This window comes from Thioalkalivibrio sp. AKL12 (assembly GCF_000377925.1).
Taxonomy (GTDB): Bacteria; Pseudomonadota; Gammaproteobacteria; order Ectothiorhodospirales; family Ectothiorhodospiraceae; genus Thioalkalivibrio; species Thioalkalivibrio versutus.
The window spans coordinates 142,101-165,202 of record NZ_KB898895.1 but is presented as its reverse complement, the minus strand read 5'-3'; the positions used below and the strand labels follow the sequence as shown (position 1 = coordinate 165,202).

General features: G+C 66.9%; 26 protein-coding genes and 2 tRNA genes. 12 read left to right on the top strand and 16 right to left on the bottom strand.

Features of this window, described 5'->3' with window-relative positions:
* Position 1: 1 nt before the first annotated feature.
* The 5 genes from D579_RS0107460 to D579_RS0107440 form a co-directional block, all read right to left on the bottom strand.
* Positions 2 to 1,036 carry an NADP(H)-dependent aldo-keto reductase gene (locus D579_RS0107460; protein WP_018951601.1) on the bottom strand — a complete coding sequence of 345 codons (1,035 nt, stop codon included), beginning with the start codon at positions 1,034 to 1,036 and terminating at the stop codon, positions 2 to 4.
* 30 nt (positions 1,037 to 1,066) lie between these two features.
* Positions 1,067 to 2,197 (bottom strand): FIST C-terminal domain-containing protein, encoded by a 1,131-nt coding sequence (locus D579_RS0107455; RefSeq protein WP_018175894.1) that lies wholly within the window; start codon positions 2,195 to 2,197, stop codon positions 1,067 to 1,069.
* Positions 2,194 to 2,652: a hypothetical protein gene (locus D579_RS0107450; RefSeq protein ID WP_018144896.1), complete on the bottom strand. Its 459-nt coding sequence runs from the start codon at positions 2,650 to 2,652 to the stop codon at positions 2,194 to 2,196. The genes D579_RS0107455 and D579_RS0107450 overlap by 4 nt, the downstream gene beginning before the upstream one ends.
* Before the next feature lie 108 nt (positions 2,653 to 2,760).
* Complete coding sequence (locus D579_RS0107445) at positions 2,761 to 3,651, bottom strand: phosphoribulokinase (protein ID WP_018144895.1); 891 nt, start codon at positions 3,649 to 3,651, stop codon at positions 2,761 to 2,763.
* A gap of 46 nt (positions 3,652 to 3,697) precedes the next feature.
* Positions 3,698 to 5,536: an SLC13 family permease gene (locus tag D579_RS0107440; RefSeq protein WP_018144894.1), complete on the bottom strand. Its 1,839-nt coding sequence runs from the start codon at positions 5,534 to 5,536 to the stop codon at positions 3,698 to 3,700.
* 326 nt (positions 5,537 to 5,862) lie between these two features.
* Here D579_RS0107440 and D579_RS0107435 point away from each other — a divergent pair, with 326 nt between their 5' ends.
* Positions 5,863 to 6,711, top strand: a complete 849-nt coding sequence (locus D579_RS0107435) for a universal stress protein (protein WP_018938663.1) — start codon at positions 5,863 to 5,865, stop codon at positions 6,709 to 6,711.
* Positions 6,712 to 6,738: 27 nt separating this feature from the next.
* Here D579_RS0107435 and trmB read toward each other — a convergent pair whose 3' ends face one another.
* Genes trmB through thiS form a run of 3 tightly spaced genes read right to left on the bottom strand, consistent with a single transcriptional unit; the run spans position 6,739 to position 8,528 of the window.
* On the bottom strand, positions 6,739 to 7,467 hold the full coding sequence (gene trmB, locus D579_RS0107430) for a tRNA (guanosine(46)-N7)-methyltransferase TrmB (protein WP_018951600.1): 729 nt from the start codon (positions 7,465 to 7,467) through the stop codon (positions 6,739 to 6,741).
* A gap of 2 nt (positions 7,468 to 7,469) precedes the next feature.
* Positions 7,470 to 8,273, bottom strand: coding sequence for a thiazole synthase (locus D579_RS0107425; protein WP_018168745.1), 804 nt, complete (start codon positions 8,271 to 8,273; stop codon positions 7,470 to 7,472).
* A gap of 48 nt (positions 8,274 to 8,321) precedes the next feature.
* On the bottom strand, positions 8,322 to 8,528 hold the full coding sequence (gene thiS / locus D579_RS0107420; protein ID WP_018175889.1) for a sulfur carrier protein ThiS: 207 nt from the start codon (positions 8,526 to 8,528) through the stop codon (positions 8,322 to 8,324).
* 65 nt (positions 8,529 to 8,593) lie between these two features.
* On the opposite strand from thiS, the gene D579_RS0107415 reads away from it, so the two are divergent.
* The 3 genes from D579_RS0107415 to D579_RS0107405 all read left to right on the top strand — a co-directional run bounded on the left by D579_RS0107415 (position 8,594) and on the right by D579_RS0107405 (position 9,336).
* Positions 8,594 to 8,667, top strand: a tRNA-Gly gene (locus D579_RS0107415).
* Positions 8,668 to 8,749: 82 nt separating this feature from the next.
* Positions 8,750 to 9,187 (top strand): Fur family transcriptional regulator, encoded by a 438-nt coding sequence (locus D579_RS0107410; RefSeq protein WP_018144889.1) that lies wholly within the window; start codon positions 8,750 to 8,752, stop codon positions 9,185 to 9,187.
* 73 nt (positions 9,188 to 9,260) lie between these two features.
* Positions 9,261 to 9,336: transfer RNA gene (locus tag D579_RS0107405), tRNA-Thr, on the top strand.
* A gap of 28 nt (positions 9,337 to 9,364) precedes the next feature.
* Here D579_RS0107405 and D579_RS0107400 read toward each other — a convergent pair.
* Complete coding sequence (locus D579_RS0107400) at positions 9,365 to 10,660, bottom strand: DEAD/DEAH box helicase (protein WP_018951599.1); 1,296 nt, start codon at positions 10,658 to 10,660, stop codon at positions 9,365 to 9,367.
* 115 nt (positions 10,661 to 10,775) lie between these two features.
* On the opposite strand from D579_RS0107400, the gene trxA reads away from it, so the two are divergent.
* Together trxA and rho are read left to right on the top strand one after the other, a co-directional pair.
* Positions 10,776 to 11,102 (top strand): thioredoxin TrxA, encoded by a 327-nt coding sequence (gene trxA / locus D579_RS0107395; protein ID WP_012983830.1) that lies wholly within the window; start codon positions 10,776 to 10,778, stop codon positions 11,100 to 11,102.
* A gap of 189 nt (positions 11,103 to 11,291) precedes the next feature.
* Positions 11,292 to 12,551: a transcription termination factor Rho gene (gene rho, locus D579_RS0107390; RefSeq protein WP_018649579.1), complete on the top strand. Its 1,260-nt coding sequence runs from the start codon at positions 11,292 to 11,294 to the stop codon at positions 12,549 to 12,551.
* 372 nt (positions 12,552 to 12,923) lie between these two features.
* On the opposite strand, the gene D579_RS0107385 is transcribed toward rho, so the two are convergent.
* The 5 genes from D579_RS0107385 to rph form a co-directional block, all read right to left on the bottom strand.
* A complete protein-coding gene (locus D579_RS0107385) occupies positions 12,924 to 13,172 on the bottom strand; it encodes a transcriptional antiterminator, Rof (protein ID WP_018168682.1) in 249 nt (82 codons plus the stop codon).
* On the bottom strand, positions 13,169 to 13,363 hold the full coding sequence (locus tag D579_RS0107380) for a CPXCG motif-containing cysteine-rich protein (RefSeq protein ID WP_018168681.1): 195 nt from the start codon (positions 13,361 to 13,363) through the stop codon (positions 13,169 to 13,171). The genes D579_RS0107385 and D579_RS0107380 overlap by 4 nt, the downstream gene beginning before the upstream one ends.
* Entirely contained in the window at positions 13,363 to 14,631 is a 1,269-nt protein-coding gene (gene hemW, locus D579_RS0107375; protein WP_018951598.1) for a radical SAM family heme chaperone HemW, read from the bottom strand. Before hemW ends, D579_RS0107380 begins: the two co-directional genes overlap by 1 nt.
* A gap of 330 nt (positions 14,632 to 14,961) precedes the next feature.
* Complete coding sequence (rdgB, locus tag D579_RS0107370; RefSeq protein WP_018951597.1) at positions 14,962 to 15,585, bottom strand: RdgB/HAM1 family non-canonical purine NTP pyrophosphatase; 624 nt, start codon at positions 15,583 to 15,585, stop codon at positions 14,962 to 14,964.
* An 8-nt stretch (positions 15,586 to 15,593) separates the two neighbouring features.
* Complete coding sequence (gene rph, locus D579_RS0107365; RefSeq protein ID WP_018938668.1) at positions 15,594 to 16,313, bottom strand: ribonuclease PH; 720 nt, start codon at positions 16,311 to 16,313, stop codon at positions 15,594 to 15,596.
* 121 nt (positions 16,314 to 16,434) lie between these two features.
* Between rph and D579_RS0107360 the strand changes: the two genes are divergently transcribed.
* The 6 genes from D579_RS0107360 (at position 16,435) to D579_RS0107335 (ending at position 22,381) form a co-directional block, all read left to right on the top strand.
* On the top strand, positions 16,435 to 17,298 hold the full coding sequence (locus D579_RS0107360; RefSeq protein ID WP_019572104.1) for a YicC/YloC family endoribonuclease: 864 nt from the start codon (positions 16,435 to 16,437) through the stop codon (positions 17,296 to 17,298).
* A gap of 4 nt (positions 17,299 to 17,302) precedes the next feature.
* Complete coding sequence (locus D579_RS0107355) at positions 17,303 to 17,521, top strand: DUF2835 family protein (RefSeq protein WP_018951595.1); 219 nt, start codon at positions 17,303 to 17,305, stop codon at positions 17,519 to 17,521.
* Between the two features lie 142 nt (positions 17,522 to 17,663).
* On the top strand, positions 17,664 to 18,095 hold the full coding sequence (locus D579_RS0107350; protein ID WP_018168675.1) for an Hsp20/alpha crystallin family protein: 432 nt from the start codon (positions 17,664 to 17,666) through the stop codon (positions 18,093 to 18,095).
* A 492-nt stretch (positions 18,096 to 18,587) separates the two neighbouring features.
* Positions 18,588 to 19,493: a DnaJ C-terminal domain-containing protein gene (locus D579_RS0107345; RefSeq protein WP_018951594.1), complete on the top strand. Its 906-nt coding sequence runs from the start codon at positions 18,588 to 18,590 to the stop codon at positions 19,491 to 19,493.
* A gap of 13 nt (positions 19,494 to 19,506) precedes the next feature.
* Positions 19,507 to 20,856, top strand: a complete 1,350-nt coding sequence (locus D579_RS0107340; protein WP_018951593.1) for a Do family serine endopeptidase — start codon at positions 19,507 to 19,509, stop codon at positions 20,854 to 20,856.
* A gap of 532 nt (positions 20,857 to 21,388) precedes the next feature.
* Positions 21,389 to 22,381, top strand: a complete 993-nt coding sequence (locus tag D579_RS0107335) for an IS110 family transposase (RefSeq protein WP_018951592.1) — start codon at positions 21,389 to 21,391, stop codon at positions 22,379 to 22,381.
* Positions 22,382 to 22,423: 42 nt separating this feature from the next.
* Here D579_RS0107335 and D579_RS0107330 read toward each other — a convergent pair whose 3' ends face one another.
* On the bottom strand, positions 22,424 to 22,861 hold the full coding sequence (locus tag D579_RS0107330; RefSeq protein ID WP_018951591.1) for a molybdenum cofactor biosynthesis protein MoaE: 438 nt from the start codon (positions 22,859 to 22,861) through the stop codon (positions 22,424 to 22,426).
* A gap of 1 nt (position 22,862) precedes the next feature.
* The gene (moaD, locus tag D579_RS0107325) at positions 22,863 to 23,096 is read right to left on the bottom strand and encodes a molybdopterin converting factor subunit 1 (protein WP_018951590.1); all 234 of its coding nucleotides are present in this window, start codon (positions 23,094 to 23,096) and stop codon (positions 22,863 to 22,865) included.
* Positions 23,097 to 23,102: the final 6 nt, after the last annotated feature.

Genomic DNA, 23,102 nt, shown 5'->3' with positions numbered 1-23,102 from the left:
CCTACGGACAGGGGTAGGTATAGCGGGCGTGGATCGCCTCGATGGCTTCCAGCACGGCGTCGGACAGGGTGATGTCGACGGTGGCGATGTTCTCGCGCAGCTGTTCCATGGTGGTCGCGCCGACCAGGTTGCTGGTCACGAACGGTTGCTGGTTGACGAAGGCCAGTGCCAGCTGGGTTGGCGTCAGCCCATGTTCGGCGGCGAGCCTGGCGTACTCGGCGGTCGCGGCCAGGCCGGATTCGTTGCTGTAGCGCTGGAAGCGCTCGAACAGGGTCAGGCGGGCACCTGCCGGCTTGGCGCCATCCAGGTACTTGCCGGAGAGCATGCCGAAGGCCAGCGGCGAGTAGGCCAGCAGGCCGGCGTCCTCGCGGATGGCCATCTCGGCCAGGCCCGCCTCGAAACTGCGGTTGAGCAGGTTGTAGGGGTTCTGGATGGAGACAATGCGCTCGGACAGGCCGCGGTCATGTGCGCGGATCCATTCCATGAAGCCCCACGGGGTCTCGTTGGAGATGCCGATGGTCCGCACCCGGCCGCTGGCGACCATGGCCTTCAGGGCGGCGGCGGTCTCCTCGATCGGCGTGGCGTTATCGTCGGGCTTGTGGCTGTAACCGAGCTGGCCGAAGAAGTTGGTCGCGCGCGCCGGCCAGTGGACCTGGTAGAGGTCCAGATAGTCGGTCTGCAGCCGCTTGAGACTGTCGCTCAGGGCCTGCTCGACGTGTTCGCGGTTCAGCTGGGGGCCGCCGCGCAGGTAGTCGATCATGCCGGGGCCGGCGACCTTGCTGGCCAGCACGACCTGTTCGCGATTCTGGCGCTGCGCCAGCCAGTTGCCAATGTAGGTCTCGGTCAGGCCCTGGGTGTCTTCGCGCGGCGGCACCGGATACATCTCGGCGGCGTCGATGAAGTTCACGCCCTGCCCCAGCGCGTAGTCGAGCTGCTCGTGCGCCTCGGCCTCGGTGTTCTGCTCGCCCCAGGTCATGGTGCCCAGGCCGATCAGGCTGACTTCGATATCGGTACGTCCCAGCTTGCGGTACTGCATGCCTTCTCCCGGGGTGTGGTGGAGTGCGTTTCAGGTGAACAGGGTCAGGACCCCGGTGTAGCCGTACAGGCGGTTGGCGAAGATCTCGCCATTGGCGAAGAAGCCGACCAGGGGTACGTCCCCCAGCCCCTTTTGCACGATAGCCAACTCCGCGCCTTCCTGCCCGAACTGGTGGCGTCCGCGCCCGACACAGGAGACGTAGAGCGCCCCGCGAATGCCGTTGGGTGCCTGGGCGCGCACCTGTTCCAGCATGCGTTCCAGGTCGTCGCGGGCGGCCTGGCCGTCGCGGCGCACGAACAGGATCTGCGACCCCGGTTCCAGCATCTCGCCGATCGCGAGGACCTCCTGGTCCAGGTCCACCCCGATGATGTTGCGCACGCGATAGTCGCCGGTATCCGAGCCGGCGATGGGAAAGCCGACCAGGATGTAGCCCAGCGCGCGTTCCAGATCGCGCGACAGGACATCGCCGATGATGCCCTTGAATGCCGGCAGCGCCTGCTGCCCGTCCAGACGCACAATGATGTTGCGCCAGGTCTCGGTCAGCTCGTGCTGGCCGGGCAGCGGTGTGCAGCCCTGGCTGTGGCGCGCGGCGATGGCGACATCGTCGCGCAGCGCCAGGCCGGTGATGCCCGAGGCGGAGACCCCGTCGGCGATCTGTACCACGCCGGGCTCGCCGGAGTTGACACCCCCGGTGGCGAACCAGGCGGTCTGCTCGCCGATCTCCGTCAGTATGTCTTCCAGGCCCTCCGTTTGGGGGTCGGCATTCAGGATCAGACGCCCCGGGGTCTGCGGGTCGAGGAAGCCGTCCAGTTCCTGTACCAGATCCTCGAAGCGACGTACCGGATGGTAGATGACCCGAACACTGGATGCCGGGAACTCGCCGATCATCAGGGTCACACCGGGCTGCTCGTAGAGCTCGTCGCGCGGGCCGATGATTGCCATGGCCATGCCGCCGACGAAGTGATCGATCCCGAGGCCTTCGCGCAGGTGTTTCAGCAGGCTGCGGGCGTGGCGGCTCAGGGGGTCGGAGAGATAGATGAAGCCGACGCGTACCTGATCATCGCCACGCACCGGCTGTTCGCCGAGCTCGGCGATCAGGGTGGTGGCCAGGGCCCCGGGCTCGTCGCCGCGGGCGGTGGCGCTGCGAAAGGGTGTGGTCATAAACCGAGATGCTCCAGCATGCTGAGGGCCTCGTTGTCGTCGACCGGCAGGCCGGTGTGCACGTGCAGGCCGCCGTCTTCGGCGAAGACCAGGCGGGCGTGGTGGCGAGTGTCCAGTTCCTCCAGAAACCAGGCGATCTCGGAGGGGTGCACGGCATGCTGCCCGCGCGTCAGGTGGCGCACGAGGATGGCGTCCTCGCGTACGTCCAGAAACAGTGGCTGAGGGAGCTCCAGCGGCAGGATGTAGGTCTGCACCAGCCATTCCACCGGGGTGGGGCGCCGCCGCGGCAGCGGTCGGCTGTCCATGCGGAAGTGGCCCCCGCCGCCCGGCTGCTTGATGAGCTCCTCCAGCCAGTCTCCGTTGAAACCCTGGTGCACGATCAGCGAGCGTCCGTCGTAACGGCTGCGAAAGCGCTCCATCTGTTGGGCCGGCCGTGGCCCGAAGAGTCCGATCACGCCAACTCCGTCCTGTTGGTTAAATCCCGAATCCTAGCGGAATGCCCGGCCATGAACGAAAAAAGCCCCGCCGGAGCGGGGCTTGGGAACTTCTCTTGGGCTTGCGGATCAGCCGCGACGCGACAGCATCTCGTGGATGATCGGGGCCAGAATGACCTCCATCGCGAAGCTCATCTTGCCGCCCGGGACCACCAGGGTCTTGGGATCGGACATGAAGGAGTCCGGGATCATGTTCTGCAGGTACGGGAAGTCGATGCCGAGCTTCGCCGGATCCTTGAAGCTGATCACCACCATCGACTCGTCCGGGGTCGGCACCGCGCGGGCGATGAACGGGTTGGAGGTGTCCACCGTCGGCACGCGCTGGAAGTTGATGTCGGTGTAGCCGAACTGCGGGGTGATGTAGTTCACGTAGTCCGGCATGCGGCGCAGGATCGTGTCGACGATCGCCTCGGCGGAATAGCCGCGCTCGGCGTTGTCGCGGAAGATCTTCTGGATCCACTCGAGGTTCACGATCGGCACCACGCCGATACCCAGGTCCACGTGCTGCGCGGCGTCCACTTCGCCGTTCACGACCAGGCCGTGCAGGCCTTCGTAGAACATCAGATCGGTGCCCGGCTGGATCTCTTCCCAGGGGGTGAACTCGCCCGGTCCAAGGTTGGTGCCAAGGCGCTCGTTGTGCTCGGCCGCCTCTTCGTCGGAGTGCAGGTAGTAGCGCTTCTCGCCCTGGCCGGTCTCGCCGTAGGTCTTGAACAGCCCCTCGATGCGATCGAACAGGTTGGCTTCGGGGCCGAAGTGCGAGAAGTGATCGTTGCCGTCGGCGGCGGCCTTCTGCATCGCCTCCTTCATTGCCTTGCGGTCATAGCGATGGAAGCTGTCGCCCTCGATCACAACCGGGCTGATCTGCTCGCGACGGAAGATGGACTCGAAGGAGCGCTTGACGGTGGAGGTGCCGGCACCCGAGGAACCGGTCACCGCAATCACGGGATGCTTCTGGGACATGGGATTTCTCCTTGCAAACGGGTTGCTAAAGGTTGCGTTTAACAGACTAGAAAATCAGGTTGAGCATGAACATGGCGACCACGGCGAACAGGATGGTCATGATGCCGCCCGCCTTCATGAAGTCCTTCACCCGATAGCCGCCGGGGCCCATGATCAGGGCGTTCACCTGGTGGGTCGGGATCAGGAAGGAATTCGAGGTGGCGATCGCCACGGTCAGCGCGAACACGCGCGGGTCGGCATCCATGCCCGCGGCCTGCGCGGCGATCGCGAAGTTGATCGCCAGCGGCACCAGCAGCACGGTCGCGCCGACGTTGGACATGACCAGCGTGAAGAACGTGGCCAGGGCGAAGATCGTCGCCTGCAGCACCCAGGGCGGTACGGTCCCCAGCATCTCCAGCGTGTTCTGCGCGATCCAGGCGGCGGTTCCGGTGTTCTCCACCGCCATGCCTAGCGGGATCAGTGACGCCAGCAGGAAGACGGTCTTCCAGCTGACGGCGCGATAGGCGTTGTCGAGGCTGATGACGCCGGTCAGGATCATGCCCAGTGCGCCGGTCAGCAGTGCGACCGAGAGCATCAGGTCGGTGAACACGATCAGGCCCACGGTCAGCGCCAGGAAGAACAGCGCATGCGGCACCTTGGACGGTACCAGTTCCTCGCGCGGATAGTCCGACGTGATCACCACGAAATCGCGGTCCTGCTCCAGCCGGGCCAGCGATTCCCAGGTGCAGTGCACCACCAGGATGTCGCCCGGTTCCAGGGGGATGTCGCGCAGCCCCTCGCCGTAGGTCTCGTTGCCGCGCTGGATGCGCATCACCGACAGGCCGTAGGTCTGGCGCATCGCCAGTTCGGTGACCGTCTTGCCGGCGAGGTTCGAGCCCGGCGCGATGGCGACCTCGGCGACGCCGGAACGCCCACTGTCCAGGGCGTTGGCGAACACGTCGAGATGGGTGCTGGGACGCTTGCGCGTGCCCTCGCACAGCTTTTCCATGCGTGACGGGCTGGCCAGCACGGCCAGGTGCGAGTTGGCCTGGATCTCGTAGCCGGTCCACGGTGCCATGCGCAGCTCGTCGCGCATGTAGGTGCCGACGATCGCGATCCCGGTCTCGCGCTCAATCTCGGCCACCGTGCGCCCAACCATCGGGTCGTTCTCCGGGACGAACAGCTCATGGATCTCGTAGGACAGGCCGTACACGCGCTGGAAGTAGTCCTGTGCACTTTCGCGCTGGGTGGCCTTGCTCTTGACCGACGGCAGTACGAAGCGGCCCAGCAGCACGAAGTAGACGATGGCGGTGGCCAGCAGGGCCAGGCCGATCGGGGTCACGTCGAACAGCTGGAACGGTTCCATGTCCGACGGCAGCAGGTCGTTCAGCAGGATCAGCGGGCTGGACCCGACCAGAGTGATGGTGCCGCCGACGATCGCGGCGAAGCCCATCGGCATCAGCAGGCGCGACAGCGGGATGTTCAGACGATTGGAGATGCGGCTCATCACCGGCATGAACAGCGCGGCTGCGCCGATGTTCTGCATGAAGCTGGAGATTACGCCGACGGTTCCGGAGACGGTCGGGATGATGCTTTTTTCGGTGGTGCCACCCACGCGCATGATGAACGCCGCCACCTTGTGCATCACGCCGGTCTTGTCCAGGCCGGCGCCGATAATCATCACCGCGATGATCGAGATCACCGCATTGGAGGCGAAGCCGCTGAACAGCTCTTCCTGGCCGACCAGCATCCCGAGTCCGGGCACCAGCGTCAGCAGGCCGAGCAGGACCATCACCGAGATCGCCGCCAGGTCGACCCGGATGATCTCGGAGACAAACAGGAAGATCGTGAACGCGAGCAGCGCAAGCACCACGATCATCTCGGTGGTCAGCGTAAGGTTTTCCATGTTCCAGTCGTGTCCTGAGGACCCGCGCCGGACGGCGCGTGGCCAGAAGCCGAAAAAGGGGACTCGCGCCGGGCGCAGGCGCCGAGGCGGGTCGGCGGAAACAGATTCCGCCTTTCCCTTGAAAGCGCGGGATTATTTCATCCCGCGGGCACGGACGCAAAAAATGCGCCGGCGTCGGGTTGGCGGTTCGGTCGGCGCGGGCCCGAGTGCTGGGGCGCGGGCCCGAGTGCTGGGGCGCGGGCCCGAGTGCTGGGGCGCGGGCCCGAGTGCTGGCGTTTGCCGGCATGTCGGTTATGCTTGGGAAAAGTCCAGGTGGAGACCCCAGCATGTCCGAATCCGATGCCCCGATGTGCCGTTTCGAGACCATCGTCCTGGCGACGGATGGCTCCGAATTCAGCGAATCCGCCGAGAATGTGGCGCTGGATCTGGCGCAGCGCTGTGGTGCGCGCCTGATCGTCGCACGGATTATCCGCACCGATACCCAGCACGATGCGTTGTCTCCGCCGCGCAGCCACGAGGCGAGCGTTGCCGGCCAGACCGATCTGGACGCACTGGAAAAGCGCGCCCGCGAGGTGGGCATCGATGCCTCCATGATCCTGCGCCACGGGGTCGACCGGCACCAGGAGATCGTCGCCATTGCCGAGGAGTTCAAGGCCGGGCTGATCGTCATCGGCCGACGCGATCGCGGTGACCTCTCGCGCCTGATGGTGGGGGACGCCACGCGCAAGGTCGTGGGGCTCGCACCCTGCAACGTGATGATCGTCCCGCGCGGCGCCCAGGCGCCGCATCGCGGGCTTCTGGTGGGGACCGACGGCTCCGACCTTGGGGACCAGGCCGCGCGTGCCGCAATCGAGCTGGCCGGCTATTGCAAGCTTCCGATCACGATCGTGTCCGTGGCGGTCCCGGGGCAGAACGAGGAGCGGCGTCAGGAGGGTGTTCAGGCCATCCAGCGTCTGCAGGGCGAGGCCCGCGAGAAGGGGCTGGAGGCCGATGCGACCTTCGAGGAGGGGCGCCCCGAGGTCACCCTGCTGGAGGTCGCTGCGCGCGACCATCGCGATCTGGTGGTGGTCGGCAGCCACGGGCGTACCGGGCTCAAGCGCCTCCTGATGGGCAGCGTGTCCGAGCGCGTGATTGGCGGGGCTGACTGCCCGGTCCTGGTGGTCAAGAACGTCTGATCCGACCCGGCATCGCGCCGGGTATCATCAGGCGGGTTCGTCGGTGCGCCGGTAGAGCAGATCGGCGACCTGGTGGCCGCGTTGCTCCCCGCGCCGTTCGAACTTGGTCACCGGGCGCTCCGGCGGCCGGCCGGGAGCCGGGATCAGGCCATCCGGCACGAACCATGGCCGGCATTCCTCCAGCACCACCATCATGTGTTCGGCGTATTCTGCCCAGTCGGTCGCCAGATGCAGCCGCCCGCCCGGCCGGATGCGCGTCGCCAGGTGGCGCACGAAGGCCGGCTGGATCAGGCGCCGCTTGTGGTGGCGCTTCTTGTGCCAAGGGTCGGGGAAGAACACCTGCACGCAGTCCAGGCTGGCGGGCGTCAGGTAGTGCTCCAGCAGTTCCACCGCATCGACGTCGCTGACGCGCACATTGGTCAGGCCGCGCTGCTCCACCTCGCGCAGCAGATGTCCGACCCCCGGCCGGTGCACCTCGGTCCCGATGAAGTCGCGTTCCGGTTGGTTCGCGGCCTGCTCGGCCAGGCTCTCGCCGTCCCCGAAGCCGATCTCCAGCGTCACGGGTGCCGTGCGCCCGAAAACGGAAGTCAGGTCCAGCGGTGCCGCGGGTGTCGGTAGCTGCAGGCCAAAGCGCGGAAACAGGTCGTCCAGTGCCCGCTGCTGGCCCGGCGTCAGCCGGCCCTCGCGGCGCACGAAGCTGCGGATACGGCGGTAGAACGGCTTGTCGTCCGTCTCGGCGTTGGCGTGGTCGCTCATGCTCAGCTGAAGAACAGGCCGGTCTGCGGCGAGGAGGCCGAGGCGTAGCGCCGCGGCGCCATGCGCCCGGCGCGAAAGGCCTGGCGCCCGCCGATGATCGCGTGGCGCATCGCCGAGGCCATCAGCACCGGGTCGTCGGCCGCGGCGATGGCGGTGTTCATCAGCACGCCGTCGCAGCCCAGCTCCATTGCGATGGCGGCGTCCGAGGCGGTGCCGACTCCGGCATCCACCAGCACCGGAACCGAGGCGTTCTCCACGATCTCGCGGATGTTGTAGCGATTCTGGATCCCCAGGCCCGAGCCGATCGGCGCGGCCAGCGGCATGATCGCCAGGCAGCCGATGTCTTCCAGGCGCTTCGCCAGCAGTGGGTCGTCGGTGGTGTAGACCATCACGTCGAAGCCCTCGGCCACCAGCGTCTCGGCGGCCTTCACGGTCTCGAAGACGTCCGGGTACAGGGTCTTCTCGTCACCCAGGACCTCCAGCTTCACCAGGTTGTGGCCGTCGAGCAGCTCGCGTGCCAGGCGGCAGGTGCGGATCGCATCCTCGGCATTGAAGCAGCCGGCGGTATTCGGCAGCAGCGTGTAGCGCTCCGGCGAGATCACGTCCAGCAGGTTGGGTTCGTCCGGGTTCTGGCCGATGTTGGTGCGGCGGATGGCGACGGTCACGATCTCCGCGCCGCTCGCCTCGATGGCATCGCGGGTCTGGTCGAGATCGCGGTACTTGCCGGTCCCCACCAGCAGGCGGGAGGTGAACTCGCGCGTGCCTACGCGGAACAGGTCGTCGGCGGACGCGGCCGATTCGGTCATGGTCATTCCTTCGTTGAAAAGTGGTCGCAGGCCGGGCGGCTGGGCAATCTAGCCGCCCCCGATTGCCTGCACGATCTCCACGCGATCCCCGGGTTTCAGGGGATGGGCCGCGTGCTCGCTGCGCGGGACCAGCTCTTCGTTCACCTCCACCGCCAGACGGCGGCCGCCAAGGCCGCGTGCCTCGATCAGCGCGGCCAGGGTGGCCTCGCGATCATCGGGGAGTTCAAAGGGTTCGCCGTTCAGCTGAATCTGCATGGTTCTTCGACTGCTCAGTTTACCGTTGAGCCGGAGGCCGACAAGGCCTACAATCGGCGGCGCAAGCGGGTGTAGTTCAATGGTAGAACGGGAGCTTCCCAAGCTCTTAATGTGGGTTCGATTCCCATCACCCGCTCCATTCTATCAGGCTTCCCGGCCTCACCGGTCCCCGGAAAGCGGGATATGGACTTGCTCCAGACCCCTGTTATATCGTCGGAATCATGAACATCGACTCCAACAACCCGGATCTGCTCTCGGTCCACGCCGCGCGCGAAATGCTGCGCGAGCACGCGATCTCCCCGACCGAGCAGCGCGTCGAGATTGCCCGCGTGATGTTCGCCCGCCATCAGCACCTCAGCGCCGAGCAAATCCTCGGGCAGCTAATGCGGCATGCCTCGCGGGTGTCCAAGGCCACGGTGTACAACACCCTGAACCTGTTCGCCGAGAAGGGGCTGGTGCGCGAGGTCGTGATTGATCCGGCCAAGCTGTTCTACGACTCCAACCTGAATCCGCATCACCACCTGTTCCATACCGATACCGGACAACTGGAAGACGTGGATCCGGCGCGGATCGACATCTCCGATCTGCCCGCCCTGCCGGAAGGCAAGGAACTCGAGGGTGTGGACGTCGTCTTCCGCGTGGGCCGCCGCCGCTCCTGAGCCGGTGATCGGTCGATTGTCCGGGCTCGCCGGATTGTGGTCGGCACCGGCCCTCGCTATCATGTCGCGCTTCGCCGGTGTAGCTCAGTTGGTAGAGCAATCGATTCGTAATCGATAGGTCGGAGGTTCGACTCCTCTCGCCGGCACCATCTTTTTCTGTGGTTTTCCCGCGTCCGCTCAGCCCCGGTTGCCGCTGCGCTGCGGGCGGCTGCCTCCGGGGCGGCCGCCTCCGCCGGAGCGCGGGCCGCCGCGGCGATCGTCGCGCGGCTTGCGCGGGCGCGGTTTCGGCTTGACCGCATCCTGGAACAGGCGTGCCGGGTCCACGCTCGCGGTGGGGATGCGCTCGCCCAGGTAGCTCTCGATATCCGGCAGGTAGAAGGCCGAGTCCTCGCAGCCGAAGCTGATCGCGTCACCTTCGGCGCCCGCACGTGCGGTACGCCCGATACGGTGCACGTAGTCCTCGCCGGACTGCGGCAGATCGAAGTTGAAGACATGCGTGACCGCCGGGATGTGCAGCCCGCGGGCGGCCACGTCGGTCGCCACCAGGTAGGTGTATTCGCCAGCGGCGAAGTGTTCCAGCAGCTGCGAGCGCTTGTTCTGCGGCACGTCGCCGGACAGCAGCGCGGCCTTCTGGTCGTTCACGTTCAGCCAGTCGCAGACCTTCTCGGCGCCGTGCTTGGTGTTCACGAACACGATGGCGCGCTCCGGCTTGAGGTCGCGTGCGAGCCCGAGGAGCAGCGGGATTTTTTCGTCGTTGGCCGGGTAGTAAATCACCTGGCGCACGCGGTCGGCAGTCAGGGTCTCGGCCTCGACCTGGACCTTTTCCGGATTGTTCATGTGCTCGTACGCCAGCTCCATCACGCGGAAGGACAGCGTGGCGGAGAACAGCATCGACAGGCGTTCGCTGGTCGGCGCGCAGCCACGCATCAGAAAGCGCACATCCTTGATGAAGCCGAGATCGAACATGCGATCCGCCTCGTCCAGCACCACCACCTCCGTATGCTTGAGGCCGAAGACCTTCTGCTTGAAGTAGTCGATGATGCGTCCGGGCGTGCCGATCAGGATGTCGGCGCCGGCCTCCAGCTGTTCGCGCTGGCTGTCGTAGCCGGTGCCGCCGTAGGCCAGCGCGAGCTTCAGCCCGGTCTCGGCGCCCAGCGATTCGGCATCCTTGTGGATCTGGATCGCCAGTTCGCGGGTCGGGGCCAGGATCAGGGCGCGCACGTCCGTGGGCCGCCGGTTGGGCGAAGGCTGCTGGCGCAGCAGGCGGTTGAAGGTCGCGATCAGGAAGGCGGCCGTCTTGCCGGTCCCGGTCTGGGCCTGGCCGGCGACGTCGTGGCCGGCCAGCGCGATCGGCAGGGTCTGTGCCTGGATCGGGGTGCAGGTTTCGAAACCGGTGGCGCGGATGCCCGCCTGGACGGGTTCGGGCAGATCGAGCTGGTCGAAGCGGGGTGTGTCCTGCACGGTTTCGGTCATGGGGTTCCTCGGTTCCTGCGTATTACTTGAACTGTCCGGCGTTGATCGTCGATAGTAAGGGCCGTGCAGCCGGCGGTGCGGGCTGCTCCCCCAACCCAAGTCATGAGGGCTCGGAGTGAGCGACAAAATTGTGTACACATCGGACGCCGGTTTCGACGAGGACGTCCTGAAGGCGGATCAGCCGGTCCTGGTGGACTACTGGGCCGAGTGGTGCGGGCCCTGCAAGATGATCGCCCCCATTCTGGACGAAATCGCCGAAGAATACGCCGGCAAGGTCAAGGTCGCCAAGCTGAACATCGACGAGAACCCGTCCACGCCGCCGAAGTACGGCATCCGCGGGATCCCGACGCTGATGCTGTTCAAGAACGGCGATGTCGAGGCCACCAAGGTCGGTGCCCTGTCCAAGTCGCAGCTGACTGCGTTCCTGGATCAGCACCTGTAACACCCGGGCCTGGCGGTTAACCGCCAGGCCTCGCAGGCGCCCGGCTTCACCGGGGTTGCCCCGCGCCGCCGCCTCGCTTACCATCGAACCAGTTCGAGTGGCCGCCAGGCCATTCCCTGCCTCCTTCCAGTCAATCCGAGTGACCACCCCCGGTCGCCGATCATCCACGTTGAACACAGCATCCCACGCATGAATCTGACCGAATTGAAGCGGATGTCCGCTGCCGATCTCGTGGCCTTTGCCGAAGAAAAAGGCATCGAGAACATGTCCCGTGCCCGCAAGCAGGAGATCATCTTCGCCCTGCTCAAGGCTCACGCGAAGAGCGGCGAAGCCATCTTTGGCGACGGTGTCCTCGAGATCCTCTCCGACGGCTTCGGCTTTCTCCGCAGTGCCGACAGCTCCTATCAGGCCGGGCCGGACGACGTCTATGTCTCGCCCAGCCAGATCCGACGCTTCGGACTGCGCACCGGCGACACCATCTCCGGCAAGATCCGCCCGCCCAAGGACAACGAGCGCTACTTCGCGTTGTTGAAGGTCTCGGAGATCAACTTCGAGCCGCCGGAGAACGCCAAGCACAAGGTGCTGTTCGAGAATCTCACCCCGCTGCATGCCAACAAGCGCATGCGCATGGAGCGCGGCAATGGCTCCACCGAGGACATCACCGCGCGGATCATCGACATCGTCTCGCCGTTCGGCAAGGGCCAGCGCGGCCTGATCGTCTCCCCGCCCAAGGCGGGCAAGACGCTGATGCTGCAGAACATTGCCCAGAGCATCGCCGGCAACTACCCCGAGTGCTATCTGATCGTCCTGTTGATCGACGAGCGCCCGGAAGAGGTCACCGAGATGGACCGCATGGTCCAGGGCGAGGTCGTCTCCTCCACCTTCGACGAACCGGCCCAACGCCACGTGCAGGTCGCCGAGATGGTGATCGAGAAGGCCAAGCGCCTGGTCGAGCACAAGCGCGACGTGGTGATCCTGCTGGATTCCATCACCCGCCTGGCGCGCGCCTACAACACCGTCTCGCCCAGCTCCGGCAAGGTGCTCACCGGTGGTGTGGATGCCAACGCCCTGCATCGCCCGAAGCGCTTCTTCGGTGCCGCGCGCAACGTGGAAGAGGGCGGCAGCCTGACCATCATCGCCACCGCACTGGTCGAGACCGGGTCGAAGATGGACGAGGTGATCTACGAGGAGTTCAAGGGCACCGGCAACATGGAGCTCCAGCTGGAGCGCCGCATCGCGGAGAAGCGCATTTATCCTGCGATCAACGTGAACCGTTCCGGTACCCGCCGCGAGGAGCTGCTGACCGCACCCGAGGAGCTGCAAAAGCTCTGGATCCTGCGCAAGTTCCTGCACGGCATGGACGACATCGAGGCCATGGAATTCCTGCTCGGCCGCATGCAGTCGTCCAAGACCAATTCCGAATTCTTCGACCAGATGAAGCGCAGCTGACAGGGGGCGGGCGCAGCCCGCCCCCTGTCAGCGCGAGCGCCAGCGAAGCGATCGCCCCACGCAGCCCCGGTCCCTCCCGGGCTGGCGCTCCGAGCCCTCCTGGTTGCCCCGCAGAGGGCACGGAGCGCATAGAGGATGAACAAGGCCCATTCTGGTCCAGCGGGATTGCAGGGCTGTTGATTCGCAGGGGATGGCAAGTTGCCGGAAGCCCGGTTACGGGCGTACCCCAAAGGGTCCACGCCTTCTGCGTTGTGCATGATCCAGCGGTGTCTACCGCCCCCGACAACCCCTGCGCCTTTCTCCGTGTCCGCTGTGCCCTATGTGGTGCGGCGATCAGACGAGCCACCTCGCCGGTCGCAGCCCGGATGGCGTTCAGCCCGGGACCGGCTCGAAGCTGATCAGCCGGTCCAGGCGCCACCATTGCCGCCGGCCCTCGGCGTCACGCAGGATCAGGTACTCCGCGCTGCGCCGGGTGCGCAAGTCCAGCGGCCGCACGATCGCGATGCGGTCCATCTCCCCGCGGCGCCAGTGCGTGCGCAGGGACTGACCGCGCAGGATGGCCAGCTCCAGCTCGGAATAGCGCTCGCAGTCGATCGGGGTATACGGTGGCGCCGCGCTCACTCGCCCTCCCGCTGGGCAGCGACGCGCGGAATCTCCTCGTCGCCGGCATCCTCGCGGCGGAACACGATGGGGGCACAGCACACCGCGCAGTCCTCGACCCATTCGCGGTCATTGCTGACCATGTCCACCGTGATCTCGCCGGGCTCGCCGCACCAGGGGCAGGCGAAACCAACAAACTCGACGGGACGCATTATCGACCCTCCTCCCGGCCCGCGGGCCAGGCTATCGGCGTGGCGATCGAGTCCTGCGGAGTCCCTTCCGGAAGAAAACGCTCCAGCACGTCATTGAGAAACGCCAGGCCCCGTTCCGTGGCCTGCAGGCGCTCCGTATCCGCCGCCAGCAGCCCGTCCGCGCGCAGTTCGGAAAGCGCCGGCTCGAGCGCCGCCAGCGGCAGGCCGCAATGCGCCTCGAAGCTCGCGGCCGGAACACCTTCCACCAGTCGCAGCGCGTTCAGCATGAACTCGAAGGGGCGCTCCGCCGTCGGCACGGTCTGATCGTTGTGCTGCAGCGGCCCGGCGAGATAGGCCTCCGGCTGGCGCGGCTTCACCCGCCGCAGGATCGTGCCATCGTGCACCTGCGTCAGCTTGCCGTGGGCCCCGGCGCCAATGCCGAGATAGTCGCCGAAGGTCCAGTAATTGCGGTTGTGGCGACATTCCTGCCCCGCGCGTGCATAGGCGGATATCTCGTATCGAGTATAGCCAGCCGCCGCCAGATGGGACTGGCCGCGGGTGAACAATTCCTCGATTGTGACGTCCTCCGGCAGTTCGGGTGGGCGCGCCGCGAACAGGGTGTTCGGCTCGAGGGTCAGCTGATACCAGGAGATGTGCCCCGGGTCCTGTTCGATGGCTGCTTGCAGGTCCGCCAGCCCGGCCGCCACCGACTGACCCGGTAGGCCGAACATCAGATCCAGATTGATCGCCTCGAAGCCGGCGGCCCGGGCATGTTCCACCGCGTCGCGGGCCTCGGTGGCGCCGTGGATGCGTCCCAGCCGGGCGAGCATCGCATCGTCGAAGCTCTGGACACCCAGCGACAGCCGATTGACCCCGGCCTCGCGGTAGCCGCGAAAGTAGGCGCGATCGGCGGTGCCAGGGTTGGCCTCCAGGGTCACCTCGCAGTCCGGGCGCAGCGGCAGGCGGGCACGCAGACCGGACATGAGAGCGTCCAGCGCCTCCGGCGGGAACAGGCTCGGGGTCCCGCCACCGATGAACACACTCTCCAGCCGCCGCCCCCATACATCCGGGAGCTGGCCCTCCAGATCCCGCAGCAGCGCCGCCACGTAGTCGTCGAACGGCGCCTCGCCGCGGGGCTCGTGGGAGTTGAAGTCGCAGTACGGACACTTGCGCACGCACCAGGGCAGGTGCACGTACAGCGCCAGCGGCGGCGGATGGATCAGGGCGGAGTTCATGTGCGGAGCATAGGCGAGCCCCCGGGTGGCGTCGAAAGCACCCAGTCCCGTCATTGCGGCCTCCGACGTCTGGGTTTTCGCGCCGATCGCCACGGCGCTGCGCGCCGCGCGATGACGGTGTTTTTTGCCCCCGTCGTTGCGAGGCCCCGTAGGGGCCGTGGAACAAAAGCGCGAAGCGCGTTGAACGGCCGCAGGCCGAGCGCAGCGAGTAGCCGCCCGACGACACCCCGGCGCATGTTCGGGCCCGCATCGGGGCCAGGCCCGGGAGATCGCCACACGCCTGCGGCGCTCGCGATGACGGTACTTCTGGTCCCCGTCATCGCGAGGCGCGCAGCGCCGTGGCGATCTCCCTGGATGCGCCCCGGAGCCAGGCAGGACCGGGTGTCAGGCCGGCGCGTGGCCCATTCGGTTGCGCAGGCTGGCCACGAGCTGTTGCAGGGCCTGGCCGCGGTGGCTCAGGCGGTTCTTGGTCGCCGGGTCCAGTTCGGCCGAGGTGCAGCCTTCCTCCGGAACGAAGAACAACGGGTCGTAGCCGAAGCCCTCGGCGCCGCTGGCCTGCTCGGCGATGCGTCCGGGCCACACGCCCTCGGCGATGATCGGGGCCGGGTCCTCGGCGTGTTCCAGGTACACCACCACGGCGCGGAAACGCGCACCCCGCTGTTCCGGTGGCACGCCTTGCAATGCCTCCATCAGCCGCGCGTTGTTGGCGGCATCGTCGGCGTCCGTACCGGCGTAGCGCGAGGAGTAGATCCCCGGCTGGCCGCGCAGGGCCTCCACCTCCAGCCCGGAGTCGTCGGCGATCGCCGGCAGTCCGGTGTGCCGGGCGGCGTTGCGCGCCTTCAGGATGGCGTTCTCCACGAATGTCAGGCCGGTCTCCTCGGCCTCGGGCACGTCATGCTCCGATTGCGGTTCGACCGCGAGGCCCAGCGGCTCCAGCAGGGTGCGGATCTCGCGCAGCTTGCCGGGGTTGCCGGTGGCCAGCACAACGCGTTGGGGTTCGCCGACCATGGCCCAAATCAGCCTTCGGCCAGAACGGCGCGCTGGGCGTCGCAGATCTCGCGGATGCCCTTCTCGCCCAGATCCAGCATCTGGTCCAGCTCGTCGCGGCGGAAGGCGTGGCCCTCGGCCGTGCCCTGGATCTCGATCACCCCGCCGGCCTCGTTCATTACCAGGTTCAGGTCGGTCTCGGCCTGGGAGTCCTCGTCGTAATCGAGGTCCAGCACCGGCGTGCCATTGAAGATGCCCACGGAGACCGCTGCCAGGTGTCCGTGCAGCGGGTCCTTGCGGATCAAGCCCTGTTCGCGTGCCTTGCGGATGGCATCGCGCAGCGCGACGTAGGCCCCGCTAATCGCGGCCGTGCGGGTGCCGCCATCGGCCTGGATCACGTCGCAGTCGACGATGATCTGGCGTTCGCCGAGGGCCTCGAGATCAACCGCGGCACGCAGCGAGCGGCCGATCAGGCGCTGGATCTCCATGGTGCGACCGCCCAGCTTGCCCCGGGCGGCCTCGCGCACCATGCGCTCGTGGGTGGAGCGCGGCAGCATGCTGTATTCGGCGGTGACCCAGCCGCGGCCCTTGTTCTTCAACCACGGCGGCACGCGCGACTCCACCGTGGCGTTGCACAGCACGCGCGTGTCCCCGAATTCCACCAGTACGGAACCCTCCGCGTGACGGGTGAAATGGCGGGTAAAACGCACGGGGCGCATCGCGTCGGCTGCTCGGCCACTGGGTCGCATGCTGTGATCCTTGCTAGATTTGAGAGGGGCGCAGTATACGGGCCATGAGTGTAGTGCGTTACCCCACTGGGCGACGCACTACACTCATGCCTTGCGCAGCAGGGACCGCAACGGGGGAATAATGATTACCAGCATGACCGGATTTTCCCGGCACGCCATCACCCTGGACGGGGGCGTGTTCGACTGGGAGCTCAAGAGCGTCAATCACCGCTACTTGGAGCTGCGGATCCACCTGCCGGATCACCTGCGCTCGCTGGAGGCCGAGGTGCGTAAGCGCCTCAAGGGCCACTTGGCACGCGGCAAGGTGGACGTGGTGCTGCGCGACCGAGGCCAGGCGGACAACGCCCCGGAGGCCTTCGATCAGGAGCGCGCGCAGGCGCTGATCGATGCCTGCGCGGCGATCGAGCGAAGGATGCGCAATCCGGCCCCGGTCTCGCCGCTGGACGTGCTGAGCTGGCCCGGCGTCCTGCAGGGCGCCTCGGATGCCGGCGAGGTCCTGGCGGAGCCGCTACTGGCCGGCTTCGACACCGCGCTGGAGGCCCTGGTCGCGATGCGCACGACGGAGGGGGCGGCCCTGGCCGATGGCATGCGCACGCGCCTGGAGGCCCTGGCGGAGCATGCCCGGACGGTACACTCGCGGCGTCAGCCGATGCTCGACGAGCAGCGCGAACGCATCCTGGCGCGTATCCGCGAACTGGACCTGCACCTGGACCCGAAACGCCTGGAGCAGGAGGTCGCGTTACTGGCCCAGCGCATGGATATCGCCGAGGAGCTGGATCGCATCGACGGTCACGTGGCGGCCGTGCGCGAGATCCTGGACCAGGGCGGGCCCAGCGGTCGGCGGCTCGACTTCCTGATGCAGGAGTTCAACCGCGAGGCCAACACCATCTCCTCCAAGTCGCACGATCTGGAGATCACGCGTGCCACAGTGGAAATGAAGGTCCTGATCGAGCAGCTGCGCGAGCAGGTGCAAAACCTGGAATAGCGCGATGCGCCGGTTTCGCCTGCGCCTGGCGATCTCGCGCCAGGAGATGGAGGACTACTACACTGGCCGCGCCGCGGTGGTCTTTGCGCAGGCCGACAGCGGCGAAAGCGTGCAATTCCCGGCGCGGCTGCTGCGCAGCCATCTGGATCAGCGCGGCGTGCATGGTGTGTTCGAACTGACTACCGACGATGACTACAAGCTGAGGGAGTTTCGCCGTGTGTAAGGGAGGCGTTCATCAGCCTGCACAATCGGCGCGAGTGCGGGCCAGTACAGTGAGCGCCGTCTCTCTCAGGCCCTTGAAAACGCGGGAAGTGTCCCCTAACTGTAAGGGTGAGTCAGATGACACCCACACAGGAGGGAATGCCATGACCATGACCCGCTACGAACCGTTCAGCCTGCTCGGTCAACTGTCGCGCGAACTCGGTCGCATGCCGGACATGCCCGGCGCCGAGGACTCTTCCGCGACCTCAGACTGGGCCCCCGCGGTAGATATCCGCGAAGAGACCGATGCCTACGTGCTGCATGCCGATATCCCCGGGGTAGACCCGAAGGACATCGAACTGAACATGGAGAATGGCGTGTTGACCCTGCGCGGCGAGCGCAAGCACGAAAGCGAGGAAGAGAAGGATGGCTACAAGCGCATCGAACGCGTGCGTGGCACGTTCTTCCGCCGCTTCTCGCTGCCGGATACGGCGGATGCCGAAAACATCTCCGCGCGCAGCGAGAACGGCGTGCTGGAGGTGCGCATCCCGAAGCAGGCCCGCGTGCAGCCGCGCCGGATCCAGATCGAGAACTGATCCGGCCTCACGTGCCCGGTGGGGATGCTCGCCCACCGGGCGAGACACGGGCGCTGCCCCGGGTTCCACCCGCGGTGGCGCCCGTTTTTTTGAACCTTGGGAGGCACGGATCTTTTTCTGCGGCTCCTGTCTCCCGGGGTGACAGCCGCATCCCGGCTATCATGGGCTAGGGAAACACTGATCAATGTACACACTCGCGTTGGTACCCCAGGTTTTCCGAGACAAGGCGCGGCGTGCAGCGGGTAGTGGTTCTACCCGCAAGCGGCGCAACGCAGGATCGGGGAACCTGGGGTACCAACCCCGAAGGGGCTCGGCCGCTTTTGCGCGCGCACGGCGTTGCGGCTCCCTTGTGCAGAGTGACTGCACGGCAGTCGCCGCGCCTTGTTCGCACGCAAAAGCGACTCGAGCGCGAGCGTGTACATTGATCAGTGTTTCCCTAGGCGGGATCCAGGTGTCACCCGAGGACGCAGCCGCAATCGCTCGAGGAAAGCAATGGAATACAAGGACTACTACAAGATCCTCGGTGTGAGCCGCGACGCCAGTCAGGACGAGATCAAGAAGTCCTATCGCAAGCTGGCGCGCAAGTACCACCCGGATGTCAGCAAGGACCCGGACGCCGAGACCCGCATCAAGGAGGTCAACGAGGCCTACGAGGCCCTGGGCGACGCGGAAAAGCGCAAGGCCTATGACCAGCTGGGCTCTAACTGGCGCCAGGGACAGGACTTTCGTCCGCCGCCCGGCTGGGACGGCCGGGCGCAGTACGGCGGTGCCCGCGGGGGCGCCGATGCCGGCGGCTTTTCGGACTTCTTCGACTCGATCTTCGGCGGTGGCGGCATGGGTGGGGGGCGTCGCCGTGGCGGCGCCGGCTTCAACATGCGCGGCGCCGACCGCGAGGGGCGCGTGGACATCAGCCTGGATCAGGCGCTCAAGGGCACCGAGGTCTCGGTTCAGGATGCCGAGGGCCGGGTGCAGCGCGTGCGCATCCCCGCCGGGGCCAAGGATGGCTCGCGCCTGCGGGTGCGCGGCCAGGGCGACCCGGGCGTTGGCAGTGGTGGCGCCGGCGACCTGCTGCTGGAGATCCGGGTCAAGCCAGATAACCGCTACACGCTGGACGGTCGCAACCTCTACCGCGACATCCCGATCACCCCGTGGGAGGCCGCGCTGGGCGGGACGATCGAGGTGCCCACGCCGCATGGCTGGGTCAACCTGAAGGTCCCGGCCGGTACCCAGTCGGGCAAGCAGATGCGCCTGAAGGGCAAGGGACTGCCGGGCAAGCCACCGGGTGATCTCTACCTGAAGCTGCTGGTGCAGGTCCCGCCGGAGGACGAGGCCGGTGACTGGTACCGCAAGATGGCCAAGGAGTCGTCCTTCGCCCCGCGCGCCAACCTGGCGCCCTGATCGAGGATCGCTCATGCGTCGGCTGGTTCCCCTTCTGATCCTGGCCCTGGCCCTGCTCGGGGCCGCACCGGCCGCCGCCCAGCTCCCGGCTGCGGTGGACGGTCAGCCCCTGCCCTCCCTGGCGCCCATGCTCGAGCGCACCATCCCCGGGGTGGTGAACATTGCCACCCGCGCGCGGGTGGTGGAGTCGGTCAGCCCGCTGTTCGACGACCCCTTCTTCCGCCGGTTCTTCGATGTCCCCGAGCGTTCGCGTGAACGGGAACGCCAGGGTCTGGGCTCCGGCGTGATCGTGGACGCCGAGGCCGGCACCATCCTGACCAACAGCCACGTGATCGCGCGCGCCGACGCGATCCTGGTCACGCTCTACGATGGCCGCCAGTACGAGGCCGAGGTGGTGGGGACCGACCCGGCCACCGACGTCGCCGTGATCCGCATCGACGCGGAGGACCTGCAGGCGATCCCGCTGGCGGACTCCGACGCCCTGCGCGTGGGCGACTTCGTGGTCGCCATCGGCAACCCCTTCGGCCTCGGCCAGACGGTGACCAGCGGCATCGTCAGTGCCCTGGGCCGCAGCGGACTGGGTGGTGACGGCTTCGAGGACTTCATCCAGACCGATGCCTCCATCAACCCTGGCAACTCCGGCGGGGCGCTGGTCAACCTGCGTGGCGAGCTGGTTGGAATCAATACCGCCATTCTCGCGCGCGGCGGGGGCAACATTGGTATCGGCTTCGCGATCCCCGCCAACATGGCCAGCCAGATTCGCGACCATTTGCTGGCGGAGGGTCGCGTCGAACGCGGCGCGCTGGGCGTGGAGATGCAGGATCTGACCCCGGCGCTGGCCCAGGCCTTTGAGTTGGATATTTCCCAGGGCGCCGTGATCACGCGGGTGGTGCGTGGATCCGCCGCCGAACGCGCCGGCCTTCAGAGCGGGGATATCGTGCTGCGGGCGGACGACCAGTCGGTCCGCAGCGCCGGCGACCTGCGCAACCGGCTCGGCCTGCTGCGCGCCGGTTCCGATGTGCGCCTGGATGTCCTGCGCGACGGGGCCGAACAGCGGATCGTGGCCCGCCTGGATCGCCCCGAAGAGCGGCGCATCGAGGGCGCGGCCGTGCATCCGCGGCTGGAGGGTGTTCGCTTGTCCGAGGCCACCGGGCGTGACGGGGGCAGTCGCGTGGCGGTGATCGCGGTGGAGCCCGGCACCCCGGGGGCGCGCGCCGGCCTGCGCGCGGGCGACGTGCTGCTGGCCATCAACCGCCAGCGCATCCAGCGCCTGTCCGACCTGCCGCAACAACTGGCCGCACACCAGACCCTGGAGTTGCAACTGCGTCGCGGCAACCAGACCCTCTTCCTCACCCTGCGCTGAGGACCGGCCGTGTTCCATTGCGCCCAAGGTCGCGCGCAACTCCGTCACCCGGCGCACCCCCGTGTCCACTGTTAAGCCGGCCTTATCCTCCGGCCCACCCCGTCATCCCGGCCGGAGCGGAGCGGAGAGCCGGGATCTCCCGCGCTGGAGCCTCCGCGGACGCCCGGCTCATCTCCGGCGGTGGCGATCCCGGATAACCGCTGTGCGGTTTCCGGGATGACGATGTGGGGGCGGCCGGAATGCCCCATGTCCTGATCTGCCCCCTGTGGGAGCCTGCTCGCAGGCGAATGCTCCGGCCCGCGTCCGACTCTGGCAGGGGCTTCGCCTGCAAGCAGGCTCCTTGTGTCTTGCGGTTCACGGATCGCTACCATGAACCGCATTGGGCTCGGGGTAACCCGTCAGGCTCCTGAGGTCACGAACCTGTTCTGTAGATTGGCCCCCGAGTCCTTTCTCATCTCGAAGTTTGAACGGTATCCAAGACCCCCCTCCGTGATGGACGGGTGAGGCTGTACGGACAAGGCGAGAGGACGAGATGGCTCATATTGGCATTGATGTTAGCAAGAACAAGCTCGACTGCATGTGGGTCCGGGACCTGGCAGCGGGCAAGGTGAAGCCGAAGGTGTTCCCGAACCGTCGGGACCAGTATCCGGAGATGCTGCGCTGGCTCGAGCGCAACACCGGCGAGGCCCCCGAGGGGCTCCATGTGTATCTGGAGGCCACCGGCATCTACCACGAGCCGCTGGCGTACTGGCTTCATGATCAGGGGGTGCAGGTCCACGTGCTGAACCCGGCCCAGGTGCGTTCGCATGCCAAGGGCATGGGGGTGCGCAACAAGACCGACCGCAAGGACAGCATGATGCTGGCCCGCTACGGCATCGAACGCGCACCACGGCGCTGGCAGCCCGAACCGCCGGAGGTGCGGGAACTCAAGCGCCTGCTCAGCCGCCTGGAGGCTCTGGAACAGGACATGCGGCGCGAAGAGAACCGCCTGGAGAAGGCGCGTTTCAGCGAGGACACCCTGGCCCAGGCGTCGATCGACAACGTCCTGCAGGCCCTGCGTGAGGAACACCGTCGGCTCCAGCAGCAGATCGATGATCACTTCGACGCCCATCACCACCTGAAGCGGGATCGGGCCTTGCTGGAGAGCATCCCCGGCATCGGCCGAGTGCTGTCGGCCTCGATGACCGCAGCGCTGCGCAGCCGCGCGTTCACGAGCGCTCGACAAGCGGCGGCGTTCCATGGGCTGGCGCCGGTCCTGGAAGAATCGGGGACCACGGTCCGGCGGCCCTCGCGGTTGGCGAAGATCGGTTCCAGCCGACTGCGCAAGGCGCTCTACATGGCGGCGGTGGTGGCGACCCGGTACAACCCGGACGTGCGACACCAGCATCAACGTCTGCTGACACGCGGCAAGGCCAAGATGTCGGCGATCGGGGCGGCCATGCGCAAACTCCTGCACATCGCCTTCGGTGTGCTCAAATCCCAAACCCCGTATCAAGCCCGCCATGAAAACCCTTGCACCCCGTAGGGCAAGACGGTATCTACAAGGGGGGCGAACAGCGGGTGTCGTTCAGAAGCCCGGGGTGTTTTTCTCCACCCAGCGGTCGGTGCCGTCGGCCAGGGTCTCGCGTTTCCAGAACGGGGCCTCGTGCTTCAGGCGTTCGAGGATGTCACTGCAGGCGTCGCGGGCGGCGATGCGGTGGGCGGACCAGGTGGCCACCAGCACCAGGGCATCGCCGGGACGTACATCGCCGACGCGGTGGGCCACATGGCAGCCCAGCAGCGGCCAGCGCGCCTCGGCCTCGGCGACGATGCGCTCCAGCTCGCGCTCGGTCATCCCCGGATAGTGTTCCAGGAACAGGCCGGTCACGTCCTCGTCTTCGTTGAAGTCGCGCATGCGGCCGACGAACACGCTGGCCGCGCCGCGGGCGTTCGCCGGGATGGCCTGTTCGGCCTGGCGGACGACCTCCCAGGGGTCGAAATCGTTGGTGTGGATCTCGACCGCCACCCTAGCCCCCGGTGACCGGCGGAAAGTAGGCGACCTCGTCGCCATCGCGCACCGGGGTCTCCAGGCTCGCCTGCTCCTGGTTGACCGCGGCCATCAGGCGTTCCGGGGGGGCATCCTGGTGCAGGTGCCGCCACAGCTCGCCGACGGTCAGGCTGTCTCCGGGCAGCGCCACATCGTCGCCCTGGCGGCCCAGTTCCTCGCGCAATCGCGCGAAATAGTGAACGCTTACGGTCATTCCGGC

Bases quoted from the DNA above. Each gene is read 5' to 3' on its own strand.
- D579_RS0107410 (WP_018144889.1), top strand. From the start codon at position 8,750: ATGAACATCGACTCCAACAACCCGGATCTGCTCTCGGTCCACGCCGCG.
- D579_RS0107460 (WP_018951601.1), bottom strand. From the start codon at position 1,036: ATGCAGTACCGCAAGCTGGGACGTACCGATATCGAAGTCAGCCTGATC.
- thiS (WP_018175889.1), bottom strand. From the start codon at position 8,528: ATGCAGATTCAGCTGAACGGCGAACCCTTTGAACTCCCCGATGATCGC.
- D579_RS0107350 (WP_018168675.1), top strand. From the start codon at position 17,664: ATGACCATGACCCGCTACGAACCGTTCAGCCTGCTCGGTCAACTGTCG.
- D579_RS0107340 (WP_018951593.1), top strand. From the start codon at position 19,507: ATGCGTCGGCTGGTTCCCCTTCTGATCCTGGCCCTGGCCCTGCTCGGG.
- D579_RS0107425 (WP_018168745.1), bottom strand. From the start codon at position 8,273: ATGACCGAATCGGCCGCGTCCGCCGACGACCTGTTCCGCGTAGGCACG.
- D579_RS0107380 (WP_018168681.1), bottom strand. From the start codon at position 13,363: ATGCGTCCCGTCGAGTTTGTTGGTTTCGCCTGCCCCTGGTGCGGCGAG.
- trmB (WP_018951600.1), bottom strand. From the start codon at position 7,467: ATGAGCGACCACGCCAACGCCGAGACGGACGACAAGCCGTTCTACCGC.
- moaD (WP_018951590.1), bottom strand. From the start codon at position 23,096: ATGACCGTAAGCGTTCACTATTTCGCGCGATTGCGCGAGGAACTGGGC.
- D579_RS0107345 (WP_018951594.1), top strand. From the start codon at position 18,588: ATGGAATACAAGGACTACTACAAGATCCTCGGTGTGAGCCGCGACGCC.
- D579_RS0107400 (WP_018951599.1), bottom strand. From the start codon at position 10,660: ATGACCGAAACCGTGCAGGACACACCCCGCTTCGACCAGCTCGATCTG.
- D579_RS0107440 (WP_018144894.1), bottom strand. From the start codon at position 5,536: ATGGAAAACCTTACGCTGACCACCGAGATGATCGTGGTGCTTGCGCTG.
- D579_RS0107435 (WP_018938663.1), top strand. From the start codon at position 5,863: ATGTCCGAATCCGATGCCCCGATGTGCCGTTTCGAGACCATCGTCCTG.
- D579_RS0107355 (WP_018951595.1), top strand. From the start codon at position 17,303: ATGCGCCGGTTTCGCCTGCGCCTGGCGATCTCGCGCCAGGAGATGGAG.
- rho (WP_018649579.1), top strand. From the start codon at position 11,292: ATGAATCTGACCGAATTGAAGCGGATGTCCGCTGCCGATCTCGTGGCC.
- D579_RS0107335 (WP_018951592.1), top strand. From the start codon at position 21,389: ATGGCTCATATTGGCATTGATGTTAGCAAGAACAAGCTCGACTGCATG.
- D579_RS0107455 (WP_018175894.1), bottom strand. From the start codon at position 2,197: ATGACCACACCCTTTCGCAGCGCCACCGCCCGCGGCGACGAGCCCGGG.
- hemW (WP_018951598.1), bottom strand. From the start codon at position 14,631: ATGACGGGACTGGGTGCTTTCGACGCCACCCGGGGGCTCGCCTATGCT.
- rdgB (WP_018951597.1), bottom strand. From the start codon at position 15,585: ATGGTCGGCGAACCCCAACGCGTTGTGCTGGCCACCGGCAACCCCGGC.
- rph (WP_018938668.1), bottom strand. From the start codon at position 16,313: ATGCGACCCAGTGGCCGAGCAGCCGACGCGATGCGCCCCGTGCGTTTT.
- D579_RS0107445 (WP_018144895.1), bottom strand. From the start codon at position 3,651: ATGTCCCAGAAGCATCCCGTGATTGCGGTGACCGGTTCCTCGGGTGCC.
- D579_RS0107360 (WP_019572104.1), top strand. From the start codon at position 16,435: ATGATTACCAGCATGACCGGATTTTCCCGGCACGCCATCACCCTGGAC.